This window comes from Mesorhizobium carmichaelinearum, from assembly GCF_900199455.1.
Classification (GTDB): domain Bacteria; phylum Pseudomonadota; class Alphaproteobacteria; order Rhizobiales; family Rhizobiaceae; genus Mesorhizobium; species Mesorhizobium carmichaelinearum.
In genome coordinates this window covers 160,148-180,594 of sequence record NZ_FZQR01000013.1, presented here as the reverse complement: position 1 = coordinate 180,594, position 20,447 = coordinate 160,148, and the positions used below count along the sequence as shown (strand labels likewise).

Sequence of the window (20,447 nt, the reverse complement as noted above, 5' to 3'; positions counted from 1 at the left end):
AATGTCAGGCATCTCAGGCCTCGCCAATGTCGATGATGATGTTGCCGTCGGCGTCCGATCTTGCGCGGTCGCCGGGTTCGAGCACGGTGGTGGCGTCCATCTGTTCGAGGATCGCCGGGCCTTCGATGATGGCATCGAGCGGCAGTTTTTCGCGCGCATACACCGGCGTGTCGTGCCAGTGTCCGGCGTACCAGACTGGTCTTATCTCGCGCAGCGCTTCTTCGAGCGTCTCGGCGCGGCCGGCCGGGTCGATCAGCCGCGACAGGTCGATCGCGGGCCGCACACCGGTGACCGAAGTGTTGAGGTTGACCAGATTGGCGCGGATTTCCGGCAGCTCGACCTTGAAGCGGGCGAAATAGGCTTTTTCGAACAGCGCTTGCAATTCTAGCCGGGTCACCGACGACGAGGGCAGCGGCACGTTGATGATGTGGGTCTGGCCGACGAACTGCATGTCGGCGGAGTGGGTGACGCGGATCGTCTCCGGCTTCACCGCTTCCTTGCCGATCAGCTCTTCGCCTTCGTTTCGATGCCGTTCCAATACTTGATGAAGCTGGGCTTCATCGAGAACCGCGACCGGCTGGTTGATGGTGTTGACGAAGTCGTGGCGCAGATCGGCGACGACGCAGCCGAGCGCGTTGGTGATGCCGGGGCGTGCCGGCACCAGAACACGCGGCAGGCCGAGTTCGCGGGCGAGTGCCGTGGCATGCAGCGGCCCGGCGCCACCGAAGGCAAACAGCGCGAAATCGCGCGGGTCGTGGCCGCGCGACACCGAGACCATGCGGATGGCGCCGGCCATCTTCATGTTGCCGAGCCGCAGCACCGCGCCCGCCGCCTCGACGCCAGACAGGCCGGTCGCCTTGCCGATCTTGTCTTCAAAGATGCCGGTGACGCGCTCTGACGTGACCGGGTTTTCGACCGCCAGCAGCTTTTTCGGCGCCAGCCGGCCGAGCACCAGATTGGCGTCGGTTATGGTCGGCTCCAGGCCGCCGCGGCCGTAGCAGATCGGGCCGGGATTGGCGCCGGCACTTTCCGGGCCGATCTGGATCAGGCCGGCCGCGTCGACGCGGGCGATCGAGCCGCCGCCGGCGCCGACCGTGTGCACCGCCACCATCGGCACATGGATCGGCATGGCATATTCGATCTCGATCTCGTTCGACACCGCCGGTTCGGCGTTGCGGATCAGCGCCACGTCGGTCGAAGTGCCGCCCATGTCGTAGGTGACGAGGTTTTCGAAGCCGGCGCGCTTGCCCGTATAGGCGGCGGCGATGACGCCGGAGGCCGGGCCGGACATCACGGTCTTGGCCGATTCACGTGTGACGAAGCGGGCCGAGATCATCCCGCCATTGCCGTTCATGATCAGGAAGTCGCGGGCATAGCCTTTCGCAGCCAGTTCCTTGCGCAGCCGCTCGACATAGCGTTCGAGGATCGGCTGCACCGAGGCGTTGACGGAAGCCGTCACCCCACGCTCGAATTCGCGCGCTTCCGACAGCAGCGCGTGGCCCGTGGTGATGTAGCTATTCGGCCAGAGCTCGGCGGCGATTTCGGCGGCGCGCCGCTCATGCGCAGGGTTGGCGTAGGAATGCAGGAAGTGGATGACGAGGGATTCGCAGCCGGCCGCGATCAGCGCCTTCACCGCCTCGCGCATCCCGGCCTCATCGAGCGGCGTGCGCACCGCACCCGACGCCTCGACGCGTTCCGACACTTCGAGCCTGAGATTGCGCGGGATGATCGGAACGAAAGTGCCGGTCATGCCATAGGGCTGCGGCCGCGTGCGCCGGCCAAGCTCGATCACGTCGCGAAAACCGCGCGTGGTGATCATGCCGGTCTTGGCCAGCCGGCGCTCCAGCACGGCATTGGTGGTGGTGGTCGTGCCATGCACGATGAGGTCGATGCCGTCGATCGCAAAACCGGTGGCGCCGAGCGCCGAAACCACGCCGAAGGCCTGGTTGTCGACCGTGGTCGGCGTCTTGGCGATATGCACCTTGCCGCCGTCCTTGCCGTCGATCAGAAGCAGGTCGGTGAAGGTTCCGCCGACATCGATGCCGGCAACGACATTTCCCAGGGAATCGCGCGCTTGCGCTGGAAAATTCTCTTTCATCGTCGAAACCCGAAATGCTGGGACTACGGATATGCGTCAGTTTGGAAAGGTGTTTTAAGGTAGCATCTTGACGCAAATATCGTTTGTATACTAATAAATTCCGGACACAAGAGCTTACCGCTTTGGAGTGTGCGAACGGCACGCCGGGACCTGAACGGTCCGGGCGCGCAGGTGAAAGTTTGGCGCCCGCGTCCTTGGCTGGGCCAGAAAGTTGGATTTGATGAACACCACATCCGCTCTCAACACCGCCGGCGCCCGCCCACTGCAGTTTCCGGTTCCGGCGAATGTCTATGCGGAGACCGTCGTCTCGGTGAAGCACTACACCGACCGGCTGTTCTCGTTCCGCATCACCCGTCCGCAGTCGCTGCGCTTCCGCTCCGGCGAGTTCGTCATGATCGGCCTGCCCAATGCCGAGAAGCCGGTGTACCGCGCCTATTCGGTGGCGAGCCCGGCCTGGGACGAAGAGCTGGAATTCTTCTCGATCAAGGTGCCGGACGGCCCGCTGACCTCGGAACTGCAGAAGATCCAGGTCGGCGACACCGTCATCATGCGGCAGAAGTCGACCGGTACGCTGGTGGTCGACGCGCTGACCCCGGCCAAGCGGCTGTTCATGATCTCGACCGGCACCGGCATCGCCCCCTTCGCCAGCCTGCTGCGCGACCCCGACACCTACGAAAAGTACGATCAGCTGATCCTGACCCACACCTGCCGCGACAATGCCGAGCTGACCTACGGCCAGGAATTGGTGGCGGCACTTGAAAGCGACCCGCTGATCGGCGAGCTGACCGCCGGGCGCGTCACGCTCTACAATTCGACGACCCGCGAAGAGTCGGCCTGCATGGGCCGCATCACCGCGCTGATCGGTTCCGGCAAGTTCTATTCCGACCTCGGCATCGAGACGCTCAATCCCGAGACCGACCGCATCATGATCTGCGGCTCGATGCATATGCTGAAGGACGTCAAGGAACTCGCCGAAAGCCTCGGCTTCCAGGAAGGCTCGCTCAGCCATCCCGCGACTTTCGTCGTCGAGCGCGCCTTCGTCGGCTGAGCGCCGCAGCCCGAAACCTGCTGCCTTTCCAGGCGAATATTGAAGTCTGGATTGGCTGCCGCAGTAGCTCGGGTCCCTCCATCCCCACCGCAAATACGGCAAGTGTGCGTCTCCCGTCGCGTACCAGCCATATCTGATTTCTGCCAGGCACGATGTGCCCTGGATTGGCAACGACGACGTCTCCTGCGTCGGCCAAGCCGGCGCCTACCCGTGGGCGGTTGAGACGCTTCTCAAATCCACGGGCGATCGAGGCTCCAACGCGCGATGGGGGTAACTTTATCGCGATGGCGCATTCAACGCGGCCTCACGCATCCTTGAATGCTGCGGCGCAACATGACCGACTTGTAACCTGACAGGGCCGGGCCATCGGGACTACTCTCCCGGTGATCGACACGGTCGGTCCTAACCCCCAACCATCCTGAAAAGGCTTGATATTCTTGCCCGCAGGTGGACGGCATCATGACTATTTCCACAACACAGCAAGTCAGGCGAAACCGACCCATGCGTTCTCGGCGTATCGTCCTATTGACCACAATCCTCCTCTTGAGCGGCGGCTACGGGATATGGCGCAACCACGCCGGCGGAGTAGCAAGGGCAGCCACTCAATCGGCGCAGCCCGCACCCAAGGTCCCGGTCACCGTGGCCACAGTGCAAAAGACCGATTTCCCGCTTTACCTCTACGGGCTCGGAACGGTGACGCCGCTGAACAGCGTCAGCATCTCAAGCCGCGTCGCCGGCGTCGTTAACCAGGTTCCGGTCGAGCAGGGACAGATGGTCAAGCAGGGCGACCTACTCGCCGAGATCGATCCTCGCCCGTATCAGGCGGTGCTCGACCAGGCGAAGGCCAAGGAGGCGGAGGACGAAGCGACGCTCAGGAATGCGCAGGTCGTTCTCAATCGCCTTTCCACGCTCCTGAAAAAGACCTTCGAAACCCAGCAGGATGTCGATAACCAGCAAGCGGTGGTGACGACCGCCGCCGCTACGATCGAGGGCGACAAGGCTGCCATCGAGGCGGCGCAGCTCAACCTCGACTTCACCCGGATCACGGCGCCACTCACCGGCAAGACGAGCTTCCGCACCATCGATCCGGGCAACATCGTGCAGGCCGGCCAGAGCCCCGGGCTTTTCACGGTCGTGCAGCTTCAGCCCATCTATGTGTCGTTCACGCAACCGCAGGACGAGGTTTCGACCATCAACAAGGTTTTCGCTTCTGGCCCGGTTGCGATCGATACGCTGGGCGCGGATATGAAGACCGTGCTGGCGAGCGGCAGGCTGGAAGCGATCCAGAACGCGGTCGACCAGGCGTCCGGCACGATTTCGCTCAAGGCGACGTTCGCGAACCAGGACAATGCGCTATGGCCGGGCCTGTCCGTCAACACGCGCATACGCATCGGCACGATGGCAGGCGCGATCGTGGTGCCGGACGAAGCCGTCCAGCATGGCCCTGACGGGCTCTTCGCCTATGTCGTCGGCGACGACGGCAAGGTCCGTCGTCAAACCGTCAAGACGGGTCCTTCGGACGGCGGTGAGACGGTCGTCACCGACGGCCTCAGCCAGGGGCAGCGTGTCGTGGTTGGCGGTCAATACCGCGTGGTTGACGGTGCAAGCGTCGATCCGACGCCGACTCCCGGTGCCGGACCGGCGCAGAACGGCGCTGCCGGAGGTGCAAGCTGATGGCTGCCATCGGAGTTTCCACGCCTTTCATCCGCTATCCCGTCGCCACGTCGCTGCTGATGATCGGCGTGCTGTTCGTCGGCGTGGTCGCCTATCTCAACCTGCCGGTCGCGGCGATGCCCAATGTCGACTTTCCGACGATCCAGGTGTCGACCAGCCTGCCGGGCGCCGACCCGATCACCATAGCATCATCGGTGACCCAGCCGCTCGAAACGCAGTTCGCGCAGATCCCCGGCATTGCCGAAATGACATCGAGCAGCCTGTCCGGTTCCAGCCAGATCACCCTGCAATTCGCTCTCGACGTCGACATCGCATCGGCCGCCGGGCTGGTGCAGTCGGCCATCAATGCCGCCGGCGGACAATTGCCGAAGAACCTTCCCAATCCCCCCACTTACAGGGAGGTCAACCCGACGGATTCGCCGATCATGCTGATTGGCGCGAGTTCGACCGACTTGCCGCTGACGACGCTGAGCGACGACGTCTACACCAAGCTCGCGCAGGTGATCAGCCATGTCGACGGCGTCGGCCAGGTGCTGGTCGGCGGCCAGCAGACGCCTTCGATCCGTGTCCAGCTCGATCCGGCCAAGCTCGCGGCAAGGGGCCTGTCGCTGGAAGCGGTGCGCACCCCGCTGTCGATCGGCACCGTGGACCTGCCAAAGGGCAACATCCAGGGCCAGGTGCGCTCCTTCACCATCTTCTCCAACGACCAGATGACCGCGGCCAATGACTGGAACAACGCCATCATCGCCTATCGCGACGGCGCTCCGGTGCGGGTCAAGGATGTCGGCCGGGCCGTGCTCGACGCGCAAGACTACACCCAGGCCGGCCGGACCGACACAACGCGCGGCGTCGTGCTCGTCATTTTCAAGGAGCCCGGCGCCAACATCATCAACACGGTCGACAAGATCAAGGCCGAGCTGCCGATGCTGACCGCCTCGATGCCGGCTTCGCTGAAGCTGCAGGTGCTTTCCGACCGGACGCAGACCATCCGCGCCTCAGTGGCGGACGTGCAGTTCACGCTGATGCTCACCATCGGGATGGTGGTGATGGTGATCTTCCTGTTCCTGCGCAATGTCTGGGCAACCGCAATCCCTGCCTTCACCGTGCCGCTGGCGCTGCTTGGCGCATGCGCCCTGATGTGGTCCGCCGGCTACAGCATCGACAATCTGTCGCTGATGGCGTTGACGATCTCGATCGGCTTTGTCGTCGACGACGCCATCGTCATGCTGGAAAACATCGTCCGTTATATCGAGCATGGCGAGAAACCGATGGATGCCGCTATCCGCGGCGCCAGCGAGATCGGCTTCACCATCATGTCGATCTCGATTTCGCTGGTGGCCGTGCTGATCCCGCTGCTCCTGATGAGCGGCATTATCGGCCGCCTGTTCAAGGAGTTCGCGGTGACGCTGGCCATGACCATTCTGGTTTCGGCCTGCGTTTCGCTGACACTGACGCCGATGCTGGCCTCGCGTTTCATCAAGCCCGCCAACGAGGAACATCACGGCAGGCTCTACCGGTGGAGCGAAAGTGTCTTCGACGGGATGCTGCGCGCCTATGAGCGCGGCCTCGACCGGGCGCTTGGACATCGTTTCATCACGCTGCTGGCGTTCCTGACCTGCGTGGGGTTGACCGGCTATTTCTTCACGCTGGTTCCAAGCGGCTTCTTCCCGCAGCAGGACACCGGCCTGATTTTCGGCCAGGTGATCGCAGGCCAAGATGTCTCCACCGGCCAGATGCAGTCCTATATGGCGCAATTTGCCGGGATCGTCTCCAAGGATCCGGCGGTGGCGCATTTCGCCGCGTCGACGGGCGGCAATGGCAACACGCAAAACACCGGCCGCATGTTCATCCAGTTGAAGCCTCGTGACGAGCGCGACGTTTCGGCCGACCAGATCATCCGGCGATTGCAGCCGAAGCTCTCGGCCGTCCAGGGCGCGCGCCTGTTCATGCAGGCCTCGCAGGATGTGCGCGTCGGCGCCAGGCTGTCGGCGTCGCAATATCAGTATGTGCTGGAAAGCAGCGATCTCGATACGCTGGACGATTGGGCGCCCAAGCTGTTGACGGCCTTGCAGCGCCTGGCCGAATTGCGGGATGTCTCGACCGACCAGATGAGTTCCGGCACGACGCTGACGCTGCAGGTCGATCGCGACCAGGCTGCCCGCTATGGGCTGACCGCGAACGATGTCGACAACACGCTCAACGATGCCTTCGGGCAGCGCCAGATCGCCCAGTATTTCACGCAGCTTTCGACCTATGACGTGATCCTGGAGGTGCTGCCGTCACTGCGCGGCGACCTCAAGGCGCTCAACCAGATCTATCTGACGACATCGACCGGTTCGCAGGTGCCGCTCTCGGCCATCGCCAAATGGACGACGAAGCCCGTACAGCCGCTGGTCATCAACCACGAAGGCCAGTTCCCGTCGGTGACGATCAGCTTCAACCTGGCGCCCAACGTCGCGCTCGGCCAGGCCACCGCGGCGATCGACCGGGCCGCCGCCGAGATGCGGCTGCCGGCGACCATCCAGACCAATTATACCGGGACGGCGCAGGCCTTCCAACAGTCGCTGTCTTCGGTGCCGGTGCTCATCCTCGGCGCCTTGGTGGTGGTCTATTTGATCCTCGGCATCCTTTACGAAAGCTACGTCCACCCGCTGACCATTCTCTCCACGTTGCCCTCCGCCGGGCTTGGCGCGCTGGGCACGCTGCTGGTCTTCCATATGGAGTTCAACCTGATCGGCCTGATCGGCGTCATCCTGCTCATCGGCATCGTCAAGAAGAACGGGATCATGATGGTCGACTTCGCCATCGCAGCCGAAAGGGACCAGAACCTCAGCTCGCTGGAATCGATCCGCCAGGCCTGCCTGCTACGCTTCCGGCCGATCATGATGACCACCATGGTCTCGATGCTGGGCGCACTGCCGCTGATGCTGGAGAACGGCACGGGGGCGGAAATCCGTCAGCCGCTCGGCTACACCATGTTCGGCGGCCTGCTTGTCAGCCAGGCGCTGACGCTGTTCACCACGCCGGTGATCTATCTCTACCTCGACGACCTCTCGCATTGGCTGACTTCATTCCGCAAGCACGAGCAGGATGACAGCGAACCCGAACATATGGAGGCTGAAATCGGCCCGCCTCAGCGAAAACTGGCGGCCGAGTAGGCTGCCTCGACGCGCAGGCCGGCATCAGACAGGACAGGCTTGTGGCCTCGACACAAACGATCGTGTAAGTATCGCCCTAAACGAGAAAGGGCAGGAAATGAGCAACACGATCCGCGAAGCCGAGCCTGGCACCAGCGCGTCCAAGGTGACGCCGCTGCCGGCCCGCGCCGCCGCCAACACCCCCGTAGCGCTGGACCATCGCATTGCGCGCAATCCGGGCATGAAACTCGACCTCGGCTTCATGGAATCGGTGCGCAGCGTCAACCGCTCGGCGCTGGAACGGCGCGTCGCCAGCCTGACCAAGCGGCGCTCGATCAAGGCTGACAACCAGGCGGCATGGCTGCTGCGCGCCGTCGCCTGCATGGATCTGACAACGCTGAATTCCAACGACACCGAGGAGCGTGTGCGCCGGCTTTGCGCCAAGGCCATCAATCCGTTCCGCCGCGACATCGTCGAGGGCCTCGGCATTGCGGGCGAAACCATCCGCCCGGCCGCCGTCTGCGTCTATCATCCCTTCGTCGCCACGGCAGTCGACGCCGTGCGCGGCACCGGCATCCACGTCGCCGCCGTCTCCACCGCCTTCCCGCATGGCCTGGCGCCGCTGTCGACCCGCCTGCAGGAGATCGAGGCCTCGGTGCGCGACGGCGCCGACGAGATCGACGTCGTCATTCCGCGCGGGCTGGTGTTCGGCGCCAAGTGGCGGGAGCTCTACAACGAAATCGTCTCGATGCGCGCCGCCTGCGGTGACGCGCATCTGAAGGTCATTTTGGGCACCGGCGATCTTGCCACGCTACGCAATGTCATGCTGGCCTCGATGGTGGCGATGATGGCGGGCGCCGATTTCATCAAGACTTCGACCGGCAAGGAAAGCGTCAATGCGACGCTGCCCGTTGGGCTGGCCATGGTGCGCGCCATCCGGGCGTATTTCGAGGAAACCGGCTATCTCATTGGCTTCAAGCCGGCCGGCGGCATTTCCACGGCAAAGGCCTCGCTCGACTGGCTGGTGCTGATGAAGGAGGAGCTTGGCCGGCCGTGGCTGGAGCCGGAGCTGTTCCGCTTCGGCGCGTCGAGCCTGCTTACCGACATAGAGCGGCAGCTCGAGCATCATCTGACCGGGCACTATTCGGCCAATCACCGCCACGCAATGGCTTGAGCACCCAACCCGATCGGCCTGGCCGATCGACCCTCCCCGCGAAGGGGGAGGGTGAAGGAGGCACCCCATGAATATTCTCGACCGCTATCACGCCATGGAATACGGCCCGGCACCGGAAGCCCGCAACGAGGCCGATGCGTGGCTTGCCGCGCGCGATTTCGGCAAGGCGCTGTTCATCGACGGCGGCTGGAAAGCCGCTTCTGGCGGCAAGACCTTCGACACCAGCGAACCGTCTTCCGGCAAGCTGCTGGCCAAGGTCTCGGACGCCAGTGCGGCCGATGTCGACGCAGCGGTTGCGGCCGCCACCAAGGCATTGCCGAAATGGAGCGCTAGCACCGGCTACCAGCGCGCCAAAGTGCTCTACGCGATCGGCCGCGCCATGCAGCGCCATCAGCGCCTGTTCGCCGTGCTGGAATCAATCGACAACGGTAAGCCGATCCGCGAAAGCCGCGACATCGACGTGCCCTTGGCGATCCGCCATTTCATCCATCATGCCGGCTGGGCCCAGGCGCTGGACAAGGATTTTCCCGGTCACAAGGGTGTCGGCGTCGTCGGCCAGATCATTCCGTGGAATTTCCCGCTGCTGATGCTGGCCTGGAAGATAGCGCCAGCCCTTGCCGCCGGCTGCACGCTGGTGCTGAAGCCGGCCGAATTCACGCCACTGACAGCTATCCTGTTCGCCGAGATCTGCGAACGCGCCGGCGTGCCGAAAGGCGTCGTCAACATCGTGCAAGGCGGACCGGAAGCGGGTGCGGCCATCGTCAACCATGCCGGCATCCAGAAGATCGCCTTCACCGGCTCTTCCGAGGTGGGAAAGATCATCAGGAAAGCCACCGCCGGGTCGGGCAAAAAACTGTCGCTGGAGCTTGGCGGCAAATCGGCCTTCATCGTCTTCGAGGACGCCGATCTGGACAGTGCGGTCGAAGGCCTGGTCGACGGCATCTGGTTCAACCAGGGCCAGGTCTGCTGCGCCGGCTCGCGGCTCTTGGTGCAGGAAGGCATTGCCGAAGCCCTGATCGCCAAGGTCAAGACGCGGATGAGCCGGTTGCGCGTTGGCAGCCCGCTCGACAAGAACACGGATATCGGCCCGCTGGTCGACTTGACCCAGCTTGACCGGGTCAAAGGTCTGGTCGCCGAAGGTGCGAAACAGGGTGCAGTCTGCTGGCAGCCGGATGCGGCGCTGCCGTCCACCGGCTACTATCACCTGCCGACACTCGCCACCGGTGTTTCGCCGGCTAATATTCTGGCGCAGGAAGAGGTGTTCGGACCGGTTCTGGCGACCATGACCTTCCGCAACACCGAGGAAGCGATCGAGCTTGCCAACAACACGCGCTACGGCCTTGCGGCGAGCGTGTGGAGCGAGAATATCAACCTCGCTTTGCATGTCGCGCCGCAATTGAAGGCCGGCGTCGTCTGGGTTAACGGCACCAATATGTTCGATGCCGCCTGCGGTTTTGGTGGCTACCGCGAAAGCGGCTTCGGCCGCGAGGGCGGGCGCGAAGGCATGTTCGAGTATCTCTCGGCAAAACTGCCGCTCGGCCCGGTCATCAAGCCGGCAACGATCTCCGCGCAGCCCGCCGAGCAGGCCGACGGCGCGGCCATCGACCGCACCGCAAAACTGTTCATCGGCGGCAAGCAGGTGCGCCCAGACGGCAATTATTCACTCGCCGTCGCCACAGCCAAGGGCAAGCTCGCCGGTGAAGTCGGCTTTGGCAACCGCAAGGATATCCGCGACGCCGTCGCGGCCGCCCGAGCTTGCAAGGCGTGGCCGGAGGCGACCGCCTATAACCGGTCCCAGGTGCTTTATTATCTGGCCGAGAACCTTTCCGGCCGCGCGGGTGAATTCGCCGCCCGCCTGACCGAGCTGACCGGCGCTACGCCCAAGGCCGCGCGGGAAGAAGTAGACCAATCGATCGAACGGCTGTTCCTCTATGCCGGTCTTGCCGACAAATTCGAGGGGCGCGTGCACCAGCCACCGGCCCGCGCGGTGACGCTGGCGCTGCATGAGCCGGTCGGCGTCGTCGGCATCGTCGCACCCGACGCCTCGCCGCTGCTTGGCCTGATCTCGCTGGTCGCGCCGGCACTGGCCATGGGCAACACCGTGGTTGCGGTGCCGTCCGAACGCTATCCGCTGCTCGCCACCGATCTCTATCAGGTGATCGAATATTCCGACGTTCCGGCCGGCGCCATCAACATCGTCACCGGCCGCACGGCGGAGCTTGCCGGCGTGCTGGCCAAGCATGACGATGTCGACGGGCTGTGGATATTCGCCGATGCCGAGACCTGCGCCAAGGCGGAAGCCGAGTCCATCGGCAACCTCAAGCGCGTCTGGAGCGGCAATGGCCGCGGCCTCGACTGGGCGTCGGACGAAGCGGCTGGCGATGCCTTCCTGCGCCGCGCCGTCGAGGTCAAGAACGTCTGGGTGCCTTACGGAGATTGATTGATACTGCCAGACAATGTGCCCATTTTTGCTGCAATACGCCTGAACCCGTGTGGTAGCGCGACTCATTGTCCGGTTGTCATACATGTCGTTGCATCAGCGCAAGCGATATGCATTACATCTGACGTCGCGAAGGTGATCGTGTTCGGGCTTGACGCCCGGACGCATGTTCTTTAACGAGAAAAAACATCTTTATCAGTGAACTGGCTGCGACACAGGCCGCACAATCGAGCCTGACTGGCACATGACGCCTTCGCCGGCCGCCGATAAAGGCAGTTGACCCAAGCTGACGAGGAAAAACATGGCGGATCTGGCAGGCAAGGTCGTTGTCATCACGGCAGCGGCGCAAGGCATCGGCAAGGCGAGCGCGCTGGCCTTCGCCAAGGCTGGAGCCACCGTCCATGCCACCGACATCAACGAGACGCTTCTCGCCGAGCTCGCCAAGACGCCAGGGATCAAGACCCGCAAGCTTGATGTGCTGAACGACGAGGCAGTCAACGCCGCCTTTGCCGAAATCGGCCGCGTCGACGTGCTGTTCAACTGCGCCGGCTTTGTCCATTCCGGCTCGATCCTGGAGATGAAGGATGGCGACCTCGATTTCGCCTTCAACCTCAATGTCCGCGCCATGATCCGCACCATCAGGGCCGTGCTGCCCGGCATGCTGGAGCGCGGCGACGGATCGATCGTCAACATGTCTTCCGTCGCCGGCGCCGGCAAAGGCGTGCCGAACCGCTTCGCCTATGGCGTCACCAAGGCCGCTGTCATCGGCCTGACCAAGGCGATTGCCGCCGATTATGTCGGCAAGGGCATACGCTGCAACGCCATCTGCCCGGGCACGGTCGAGAGCCCGTCGCTGCAGGACCGCATGCACGCGCAAGGCGACTATGAGGCCGCCCGCGCCGCCTTCATCGCCCGCCAGCCGATGGGCCGGCTCGGCACCCCTGAGGAAATCGCCGATCTCGCCGTCTATCTGGCCGGCGCGACCTACACGTCCGGACAGGCCTACAATATCGACGGCGGCTGGTCGATCTGAACCAATCTGACTGAGGAGAGAATTCAATGAAACTGCTGCGCTATGGCGAAGCCGGGAGCGAACGTCCCGGCCTGCTCGATGCGGATGGAACGATCCGCGATCTCTCCGCCCATGTCGCCGACATTGCCGGTACCACGCTTCATCCGGCCTCGCTGGAGATGCTGGGCAAGCTCGATCCGAAGTCGCTGCCTGTGGTTTCCGGCAAGCCTCGCCTCGGCGCCTGTGTCGCCGGCACCGGCAAATTCATCTGCATCGGTCTCAACTATTCCGACCACGCCGCCGAAACCGGCGCCACCGTGCCGCCGGAACCGATCATCTTCATGAAGGCAAGCTCGGCCATTGTCGGCCCGGATGACGACGTGCTGATCCCGCGCGGCTCTGAAAAGACCGATTGGGAAGTCGAACTCGCCGTGGTCATCGGCAAGACGGCAAAATATGTCAGCGAAGCCGACGCGCTCGACTATGTCGCCGGCTATGCCGTCGCGCATGACGTCTCCGAGCGCGCCTTCCAGGCCGAGCGACAGGGCCAATGGACCAAGGGCAAGAGCTGCGACACGTTCGGCCCGACCGGCCCCTGGCTGGTGACCAAGGACGAAGTCGCCGACCCGCAGAACCTGAAGATGTGGCTGACCGTCAACGGCAAGACCATGCAGAACGGCTCGACCAAGACCATGGTCTATGGCGTCGCCTTCCTGGTCTCGTATCTCAGCCAGTTCATGTCGCTGCACCCCGGCGACATTATTTCGACAGGCACGCCGCCCGGCGTTGGCCTCGGCATGAAGCCGCCGGTGTTCTTGAAGGCCGGCGATGTGGTGGAGCTGGGCATCGAAGGGCTCGGCCAGCAGAAGCAGACGTTCAAGGCGGACGTGTAAAACTGCGGAATTCCGTCGCTGCAGCCCTATGAGTCCCCCTCATCCGGCCGCTTCGCGGCCACCTTCTCCCCAAGGGGAGAAGAGGCTGGCGCCAGCGCTCGTAATCTCCTCTCCCCTCGGGGAGAGGTCAGCCGAGCGAAGCGGAGGCTGGGTGAGGGGGAGTTGCTCCAGAAACTACTTCAGCACCTTCCCATCCGCGCCAAACCGATACGTCTTCGCCGGATCCGGCGTCGCGTAAAGCGTGGCACCCGGCTCCGCGTCATAAACACCGAAAATCCGCACCGTGATCAGCCCGGCCTTCTCGCAGTCGAGATAAAGGTTGGTGTCGGCGCCGAGATGCTCGGCATGCACCACCGTGCCCTTCCAGGCGCCTGACTTCGTGTCGACCGTCAGATGCTCGGGCCGCACGCCGATGGTCTTGGCCGTCTCGCCGAGCCTGGCGCCGTCGATGAAGTTCATCTTCGGCGAGCCGATGAAGCCGGCGACGAACTCGTTTGCCGGCGCATTGTAGAGCTCCATCGGGCCGCCGATCTGCTCGATGCGGCCGGCATTGAGCACGACGATCTTGTCGGCCAGCGTCATCGCCTCGACCTGGTCGTGGGTAACGTAGATCATCGTCGCCTTTAGCCGGCGGTGCAGCTGCGCGATTTCCAGCCGCGTGTTGACGCGAAGTGCGGCGTCGAGGTTCGACAGCGGCTCGTCGAAGAGAAACAATTTTGGCTCGCGCACCACGGCGCGGCCGATGGCGACGCGCTGGCGCTGGCCGCCGGAGAGTTCGGCCGGCCGCCGCTCCAGATAAGGCTCCAGCGACAGCATCGACGAGGCGATACCGATGCGTCGGTCGATCTCTGGGGCGGGCGTGCCGGCCTGTTTCAGGCCGAGGCCCATATTGTTCTTCACCGTCAGATGCGGGTAGAGCGCATAGGTCTGGAACACCATGGCGATGCCGCGTTTTGCGGGCGGCGTGGCCGAGACATCCGCGCCGTCGATGACCACCCGGCCGGAGGTCGAATCCTCCAGCCCGGCGATGACCCGCAGCAGCGTAGACTTGCCGCAGCCCGACGGGCCGACGAAGACGACGAATTCGCCATCGGTCACTTCGAGGTTGATGCCCTTCAGCACCTCGACCGGCCCGAAGGCCTTCTTCACATTCTCAATCTTCAGCGAGCCCACGGCTTCGTTCCTGTCGTTAGAGTTTGACGGCTGCGCCGCTGCGCACGCTCTCGTCGGCTGCGAGGCAGACGGCGAGCGACTTCACCGCGTCGTCCATGTGTTTGGTGAGGTCCAGGTCCTCGCGGATCGCCTTCAGCACGAAGGCCTGTTCGAGGTCGCAGAGGTCCTGGTGGCCGGGTTCGCCGGCCATCGACAGCATCTCATCCTCCCTAGCGAATTTGCCGTCCGGGCCGGTTTCAGCGCTGTGTAGGCGGATGGTCGAGGTCTTGGTGTGGGTGTCGATGTCGTCGGACTTCACACCTTCCTTCATGACGATCGACACGCAACCATTCGGCGAAATGACGTCCTTCACGAAGAAGGCCGTCTCCGAAATCATCGGCCCCCAGCCGGCCTCGTACCAGCCGACCGAACCGTCATCGAACAGCACCTGCAGATGGCCGTAATTGTACATCGTGGGCGCGACCTCCTGAGTCAGCCGCACGCCCATCCCGCGCACCTCGACCGGCCTGGCGTCGGTGATCTGCAGCATGACGTCGAGATAGTGGACGCCGCAGTCGACGATCGGCGAGGTCGTCTGCATCAGCTGCTTGTGCGTCTCCCAGGTATGGCCCGAGGATTGCTGGTTGAGGTTCATGCGGAAGACGTAGGGACCGCCGAGCTTGCGCGCCTCGGCGATCAGCCGGATCCAGGACGGGTGATGGCGCAGGATGTAGCCGATCACCAGCTTTCTGCCATTGGCCTTGGCGGCCGCGACGACGCGTTTGGCATCGGCCACCGTCGTTGCCAGCGGCTTTTCGACGAAGACGTGGCAACCGGCCTCGAACGCCTTCACGGCATAGTCGGCATGGCTGTCGGAATAGGTGGCGATGCAGGCGACATCGGGCTTTTCGTCGCGCAGCGCCTCGTCGAAGGAGCGCCTGATGCCATAGCCCGACAGGCCATCCGGCAGCGGCACGTCGGAACGGTTGATGAGTGCCGCGATCTCGAAACCCGGATTGGTGTGATAGGCCAGCGCATGGCTGCGGCCCATATTGCCGAGGCCGGCGACGACGACGCGAAGAGGGGATTTAGAGCTCACCTGGCTACTCCAGACATTCCAGTTGTTCCTACTGAGAGGGTGTCACCCCACCCGGCGCTTCGCGCCGACCTCCCCATCGAGGGGAGGTAGGACGTTGGCGCGAACACCCGCACTGCCAAAGAAGCTTCGCCGAAAGGTGCCCCTTGACGGTCGTAAATGAAGCCGCGACCTTCTACCTCCCCTTGATGGGGAGGTCGGCGCGCAGCGCCGGGTGGGGTGAAGGCTCCAGCAGAGATTTGTAAGGCTCCGCTCACTTGACGGCTCCGGAAGTAATGCCGCGGATCAGTTGCCGCGAGAAGATGACGTAGAGGATCAGCACCGGCATGATCGCCAGCGACAGCGCCGCCAGGATGGCGTTCCAGTTGGTGACGAACTGGCCGAGGAACAGCTGCGCGCCGAGCGTCACCGTCTTGGTCTCTTCCGACGGCGCCAGGATCAGCGGGAACCACAGATCGTTCCAGATCGGGATCATGGTGAAGACGGCGACCGTCGCCATGGATGGCCTGACCAGCGGCAGCACCAGCCGGAAGAAGATGGTGTATTCCGACAGGCCGTCGATGCGGCCGGCGTTCTTCAGATCGTCGGAGACCTGCTTCATGAATTCCGACAGGATGAAGACGGCGAGCGGCAGGCCTTGCGCGGTATAGACCAGGATGAGCGCCGTCAGCGTGTTGACCAGTCCGCTCGCCACCATCAATTGCAGGATGGCGACGGTGCCCAGCCGGATCGGGATCATGATGCCGAGCGCCAGATAAAGGCCCATCAGCGTGTTGCCGCGGAAGCGGTATTCCGACAGGGCGAAGGCGGCCATGGCGCCGAACAGCAGCACGAAGAACAGCGAGGCGACGGTGACGACGAGGCTGTTCTGGAAATAGTGGGTGAAGTCGCCCTGGCCGATGACGGTGGTGTAGCCGATCAGGTCGAATGTCCCGGGCGTCGGCGGCGTCAGCGGCGCGCCGAAGATGCCGGCGCGGGACTTGAACGAGTTCATGATCACCAGGATCACCGGAAACAGCGCGATCGCCGTGTAGGTCAACAGGATCGCGTGAGCGCCGATGGTGCGGGGCAGCGAACGGGTGGCGGTGCTCATCTCTTGCCCCTCAGAACTGGTAGCGACGCAGGCGCGTCTGGACGAGGAAGAGGTAGACGCAGACGCCGCCGAGGATGATCAGGAACATCATCGTGGCGATCGCCGCGCCCATATTGGGGTCGCCGACCTGCAGCTGGAAGCCGAAGAAGGCGCGGTAGAGGAAAGTGCCGAGAATATCGGTCGAATAGTTCGGCCCGGCGAGCGCGCCTTGCGCGGTGTAGATCAGGTCGAAGGCGTTGAAATTGCCGACGAAGGTGAGGATCGAGATGATGCCGATAGACGGCAGGATCAGCGGCAGCTTGATCTTCCAGAACTGCGACATGCCGGTGATGCCGTCGCATTCGGCCGCCTCGATCACCTCTTCAGGGATCGACAGGAGTGCGGCGTAGATCAGCATCATCGGGATGCCGACGAACTGCCACACCGAGATCAGGCTGAGCGCGGTCAGCGCATATTGTTCCTTGCCGAGCCATGGCGTGAAGAAGCTTTTCAGGCCGACTAGGTCCATCATATGCGGCGCCACGCCCCACAGCGGCGACAGGATCAGCTTCCAGGCGAAGCCGACGATGACGAAGGACAGGATGGTGGGCACGAAGATCGCCGTGCGGTAGAAGGCGGCGAATCTCAGTCTTGGGCTCGACAGCAGGGCGGCCAGCATGACGCCGATCGGGTTCTGCACCAGCATGTGGATGATGAAGAACCAGACGTTGTTGCGCAGCGCATTCCAGAAATTCACCGACCAGTTGGGGTCGCCGAACAGGGTGCGGAAATTGTCCAGACCGACGAAGATTTGGTGCTGCTCGATGTTGCGGAACAGCGACAGCTGCAGCGTGCCGGCGAGCGGCAGGATCATGATCGCCGTATAGACAAGCACGGCCGGCGCCAGGAAGATGCCGATGTGCCAGCGAAACGGTCTTTTCGGTCGGATATCTGCGGCCATGAGTTCGGTCCCCGCCGTCTCTCGGTTCTAAAGGGTGTCGATGCTAGATAATGCCTCGATGCACGGCCCACACATCCCTGCCCGGTACGGCAAGAACAAAGGCCTGCGACTGATCAGCTAGCCTTCCCCAAGACGAACAAGGGTAAGGCCGCGAGGCGGTGCCGACAATCGCTATCTGAATGTGCTTATTCTGAAAGCCAGGGTATCCGGAACCGGCCAGGCATGCGCCCAGCCGGCTCCGTTGCCTGAGCTCTTACTTCGCCGGCTTGTACCAGCTGTCGAGACCGGTCTGCAGCTTCTTGGCCGCGGCTTCCGGGGTGTCGGTGCCGTTGATGACGTTGGCCGATTCAACCCAGGTCTCGTTTTCGAGGTTCGGCGTGCCGCGCGACAGGATCTGGTAGGTCGAGCGGATCGTCGACTTGCACTTGCCGCGCCAGGAGACGAATTCCTGTGCGAGCGGGTCGGCCATCTTCACCGGAGCGGAGTTCAGGCTGAAGAAGCCCGGCAGCGCGTTGGCGTAGATGGTGGCGAAGTCCGGCGAGGCCACCCAGGACAGGAAGGTCTTGGCGGCGTCGGCGTTCTTCGAGGCTGCATTCAGGCCCATGCCGATATCGGTATGGTCGGAGATGTAGCAAGTGTCGCCGGCCTTCTCGACCGGGGGCGGGAAGGCGCCCATCTTAAACTGGGCCTGGGTGTTGAACAGGCCGATTTCCCACGAGCCGGCGGGGTAGATGGCGGCGCGGCCGAGGGTGAACAGGTTCTGGCTGTCCGGATAGGTCTGGGCTTCGAAACCGTCGCCGAGATACGGCTTCCACTTGGCCAGTTCCTCATAGGGAGCGACCCAGTCCTTGTCGGTCAGCTTCTGGTCGCCCTTGATCAGCGCTGCACGGCCGTCTTCGCCCTTCCAGTAGTTGGGGCCGATGTTCTGGTAGCCCATGGTCGCGGCTTCCCAGAGGTCCTTGGTGCCCATCGCCATCGGGATGTAGGTGCCGTCGGCCTTGATCTTGTCGAGCGCGGCGAAGAACTCGTCACGGGTCGTCGGCACCTTGATGCCGAGCTTGTCGAAGGCGTCCTTGTTGTAGATGAAGCCGTGGATGACGGAAGCCATCGGCACGCAGAAGCTCGCCTTGCCGTCGTCGGTCTGCCAGGCGGACTTGGCCACAGGCGAGAAGTTCTCCATGCCGGGCAGGGCCGAGAGATCGGCGAGGTTGCCCTTCTTGTAGAGTTCAAGCGACTTGTCGAACGGGCGGCAGGTGATCAGATCGCCCGCCGAGCCGGCGGCGAGCTTGGCGCCAAGGGCGGCGTCATATTCGGTCGGCGCCGAGGGTGCGAATACCACCTTGATACCCGGATTCTTGGCCTCGAAGGCCGGGATCAGCTTGTCCTTCCAGATGGACAGGTCGTCGCCGCGCCAGCTTTCGATGTTGAGCGTTACGTCCGCGGCAGAAGCCATCCCGGCCGAGCCGAGAATGCTGGTGCCCAAAAGCAGTGCCGTCAGTAGTTTCGTTGTCATGCTCAGTCTCCCTGTTGACCTTTTTCAGGTTCGGTTTTGATGAGAACAGAGGCTTTTGACCCCTTGCTCCCCTCGCAAACCCGCTTCACCCCGATGGAAATCGGGATGAAACAGGCTCTATTTCTTTGTTCGGGCATGATCTTTTCCGGGATCACGCTCAAGCGCGGAAAGGGCCGGCCGCAGCTTCTGGCCGGCCTCTTCCAGTATCTTCTGCGCCGCATCGGCGCTGTCGGCGCCGGCGGCGAGCAGAATGGCGGTCTTGACCGCGCCGCCGCTCTTTTCGAGCAGACGGGCGGCATCATCCGTGCTGCGCCCGCTGACGGCGGCGACGATGCGCGCGGCGCGGTCACGCAGCTTGATGTTGTCGGCCATGAGATTGACCATGTAGCCGTCATGGACATGGCCGAGATGCACGGCGGTCAGTGTCGACAGCATGTTGAGCGCGATCTTCTGCGCGGTGCCGGCGCCCATGCGCGTCGAGCCGGCGATCACTTCCGGCGGTGTTTCCAAGAGGATGGCGGTTTCGGCCTGACGCAGCAGCGCCGAATCCCGGTTGTTGGCGATGCCGATGGTGGCAGCGCCGCGACGAGCGGCTTCCTCGATGGCGCGCACGGCATAGGGTGTGGTGCCGCTGGCGGAAAGGGCGATCAGGCAATCGCCCGCACCGATGCCGGCATTGGCGACGGCGGTCGCGGCCTCCTCGGTATCATCCTCGGGCCCGCCGGCCAGCGTCTTGAAAGCTTCGTCGCCGCCGGCGATCAGGATGGCGATGCGGTCGCGCTGGATGCCGAAGGTGCCGGGAAGTTCCAGGGCGTCGGCCAGCGCCATCAAGCCGGAACTGCCGGCCGCGGCATAGGCAAGCTTGCCGCCGCTGCGCAATCGGCCGGCGATGATCTCCGCGGCTTTGGCGATGGCGGGGATGGCGTTGCGGACGGCCTTGGCGGCTTCGATCTGCGCGTCGGCCAGCGAAACAAGGATGGCTTCCGGAGCCTGGATATCCAGCCCCTCGGCATTCCTGTGAAGCGCTTCGGTGCGCGTTTCAGCCATCCGTGTTCCTCCAATACCAGAACAATACCAAAAAAATACCACTTGTCCACATGCATTAACGAATTCGCGAGCAGGAAATCGCTGAGCCGGCGAAATGTGCAGATTTTTCAATAAAATACGGCTTAATCTT

14 protein-coding genes are annotated in these 20,447 nt (G+C 63.5%); 7 read left to right on the top strand and 7 right to left on the bottom strand.

Translation table 11 applies throughout. The features are described from left to right. Positions 1-13: 13 nt before the first annotated feature. A complete protein-coding gene (locus CKW40_RS27445; RefSeq protein ID WP_095202957.1) occupies positions 14-2,098 on the bottom strand; it encodes a hydantoinase/oxoprolinase family protein in 2,085 nt (694 codons plus the stop codon). Positions 2,099-2,318: 220 nt separating this feature from the next. On the opposite strand from CKW40_RS27445, the gene CKW40_RS27440 reads away from it, so the two are divergent. The 7 genes from CKW40_RS27440 to CKW40_RS27410 all read left to right on the top strand — a co-directional run bounded on the left by CKW40_RS27440 (position 2,319) and on the right by CKW40_RS27410 (position 13,476). Continuing rightward, positions 2,319-3,146, top strand: coding sequence for a ferredoxin--NADP reductase (locus CKW40_RS27440; RefSeq protein ID WP_095202956.1), 828 nt, complete (start codon positions 2,319-2,321; stop codon positions 3,144-3,146). Positions 3,147-3,671: 525 nt separating this feature from the next. After that, complete coding sequence (locus tag CKW40_RS27435) at positions 3,672-4,820, top strand: efflux RND transporter periplasmic adaptor subunit (RefSeq protein WP_244571303.1); 1,149 nt, start codon at positions 3,672-3,674, stop codon at positions 4,818-4,820. Beyond that, positions 4,820-7,978 (top strand): efflux RND transporter permease subunit, encoded by a 3,159-nt coding sequence (locus tag CKW40_RS27430; protein WP_095202954.1) that lies wholly within the window; start codon positions 4,820-4,822, stop codon positions 7,976-7,978. Before CKW40_RS27435 ends, CKW40_RS27430 begins: the two co-directional genes overlap by 1 nt. A 97-nt stretch (positions 7,979-8,075) precedes the next feature. After that, complete coding sequence (gene deoC, locus CKW40_RS27425; RefSeq protein ID WP_095202953.1) at positions 8,076-9,131, top strand: deoxyribose-phosphate aldolase; 1,056 nt, start codon at positions 8,076-8,078, stop codon at positions 9,129-9,131. Between the two features lie 67 nt (positions 9,132-9,198). Beyond that, positions 9,199-11,571 carry an aldehyde dehydrogenase family protein gene (locus CKW40_RS27420; RefSeq protein ID WP_095202952.1) on the top strand — a complete coding sequence of 791 codons (2,373 nt, stop codon included), beginning with the start codon at positions 9,199-9,201 and terminating at the stop codon, positions 11,569-11,571. Between the two features lie 301 nt (positions 11,572-11,872). After that, positions 11,873-12,604, top strand: coding sequence for an SDR family oxidoreductase (locus tag CKW40_RS27415; RefSeq protein WP_095202951.1), 732 nt, complete (start codon positions 11,873-11,875; stop codon positions 12,602-12,604). Between the two features lie 26 nt (positions 12,605-12,630). Then, complete coding sequence (locus tag CKW40_RS27410; protein ID WP_095202950.1) at positions 12,631-13,476, top strand: fumarylacetoacetate hydrolase family protein; 846 nt, start codon at positions 12,631-12,633, stop codon at positions 13,474-13,476. Positions 13,477-13,650: 174 nt separating this feature from the next. Here CKW40_RS27410 and CKW40_RS27405 read toward each other — a convergent pair whose 3' ends face one another. The 6 genes from CKW40_RS27405 to CKW40_RS27380 all read right to left on the bottom strand — a co-directional run bounded on the left by CKW40_RS27405 (position 13,651) and on the right by CKW40_RS27380 (position 20,317). After that, the gene (locus CKW40_RS27405) at positions 13,651-14,649 is read right to left on the bottom strand and encodes an ABC transporter ATP-binding protein (protein ID WP_095202949.1); all 999 of its coding nucleotides are present in this window, start codon (positions 14,647-14,649) and stop codon (positions 13,651-13,653) included. Between the two features lie 16 nt (positions 14,650-14,665). After that, positions 14,666-15,727, bottom strand: a complete 1,062-nt coding sequence (locus tag CKW40_RS27400) for a Gfo/Idh/MocA family protein (protein ID WP_095202948.1) — start codon at positions 15,725-15,727, stop codon at positions 14,666-14,668. A gap of 250 nt (positions 15,728-15,977) precedes the next feature. Next, positions 15,978-16,817, bottom strand: a complete 840-nt coding sequence (locus CKW40_RS27395; RefSeq protein WP_095202947.1) for a carbohydrate ABC transporter permease — start codon at positions 16,815-16,817, stop codon at positions 15,978-15,980. Between the two features lie 10 nt (positions 16,818-16,827). Next, a complete protein-coding gene (locus CKW40_RS27390) occupies positions 16,828-17,757 on the bottom strand; it encodes a carbohydrate ABC transporter permease (protein WP_095202946.1) in 930 nt (309 codons plus the stop codon). Between the two features lie 253 nt (positions 17,758-18,010). Next, entirely contained in the window at positions 18,011-19,270 is a 1,260-nt protein-coding gene (locus CKW40_RS27385) for an ABC transporter substrate-binding protein (protein ID WP_095202945.1), read from the bottom strand. Between the two features lie 117 nt (positions 19,271-19,387). Continuing rightward, positions 19,388-20,317: an N-acetylmuramic acid 6-phosphate etherase gene (locus tag CKW40_RS27380; RefSeq protein WP_179298129.1), complete on the bottom strand. Its 930-nt coding sequence runs from the start codon at positions 20,315-20,317 to the stop codon at positions 19,388-19,390. Positions 20,318-20,447: the final 130 nt, after the last annotated feature.

Bases quoted from the DNA above. Each gene is read 5' to 3' on its own strand.
- CKW40_RS27390 (WP_095202946.1), bottom strand. From the start codon at position 17,757: ATGGCCGCAGATATCCGACCGAAAAGACCGTTTCGCTGGCACATCGGC.
- CKW40_RS27410 (WP_095202950.1), top strand. From the start codon at position 12,631: ATGAAACTGCTGCGCTATGGCGAAGCCGGGAGCGAACGTCCCGGCCTG.
- CKW40_RS27380 (WP_179298129.1), bottom strand. From the start codon at position 20,317: ATGGCTGAAACGCGCACCGAAGCGCTTCACAGGAATGCCGAGGGGCTG.
- CKW40_RS27415 (WP_095202951.1), top strand. From the start codon at position 11,873: ATGGCGGATCTGGCAGGCAAGGTCGTTGTCATCACGGCAGCGGCGCAA.
- CKW40_RS27385 (WP_095202945.1), bottom strand. From the start codon at position 19,270: ATGACAACGAAACTACTGACGGCACTGCTTTTGGGCACCAGCATTCTC.
- deoC (WP_095202953.1), top strand. From the start codon at position 8,076: ATGAGCAACACGATCCGCGAAGCCGAGCCTGGCACCAGCGCGTCCAAG.
- CKW40_RS27395 (WP_095202947.1), bottom strand. From the start codon at position 16,817: ATGAGCACCGCCACCCGTTCGCTGCCCCGCACCATCGGCGCTCACGCG.
- CKW40_RS27420 (WP_095202952.1), top strand. From the start codon at position 9,199: ATGAATATTCTCGACCGCTATCACGCCATGGAATACGGCCCGGCACCG.
- CKW40_RS27445 (WP_095202957.1), bottom strand. From the start codon at position 2,098: ATGAAAGAGAATTTTCCAGCGCAAGCGCGCGATTCCCTGGGAAATGTC.
- CKW40_RS27430 (WP_095202954.1), top strand. From the start codon at position 4,820: ATGGCTGCCATCGGAGTTTCCACGCCTTTCATCCGCTATCCCGTCGCC.
- CKW40_RS27440 (WP_095202956.1), top strand. From the start codon at position 2,319: ATGAACACCACATCCGCTCTCAACACCGCCGGCGCCCGCCCACTGCAG.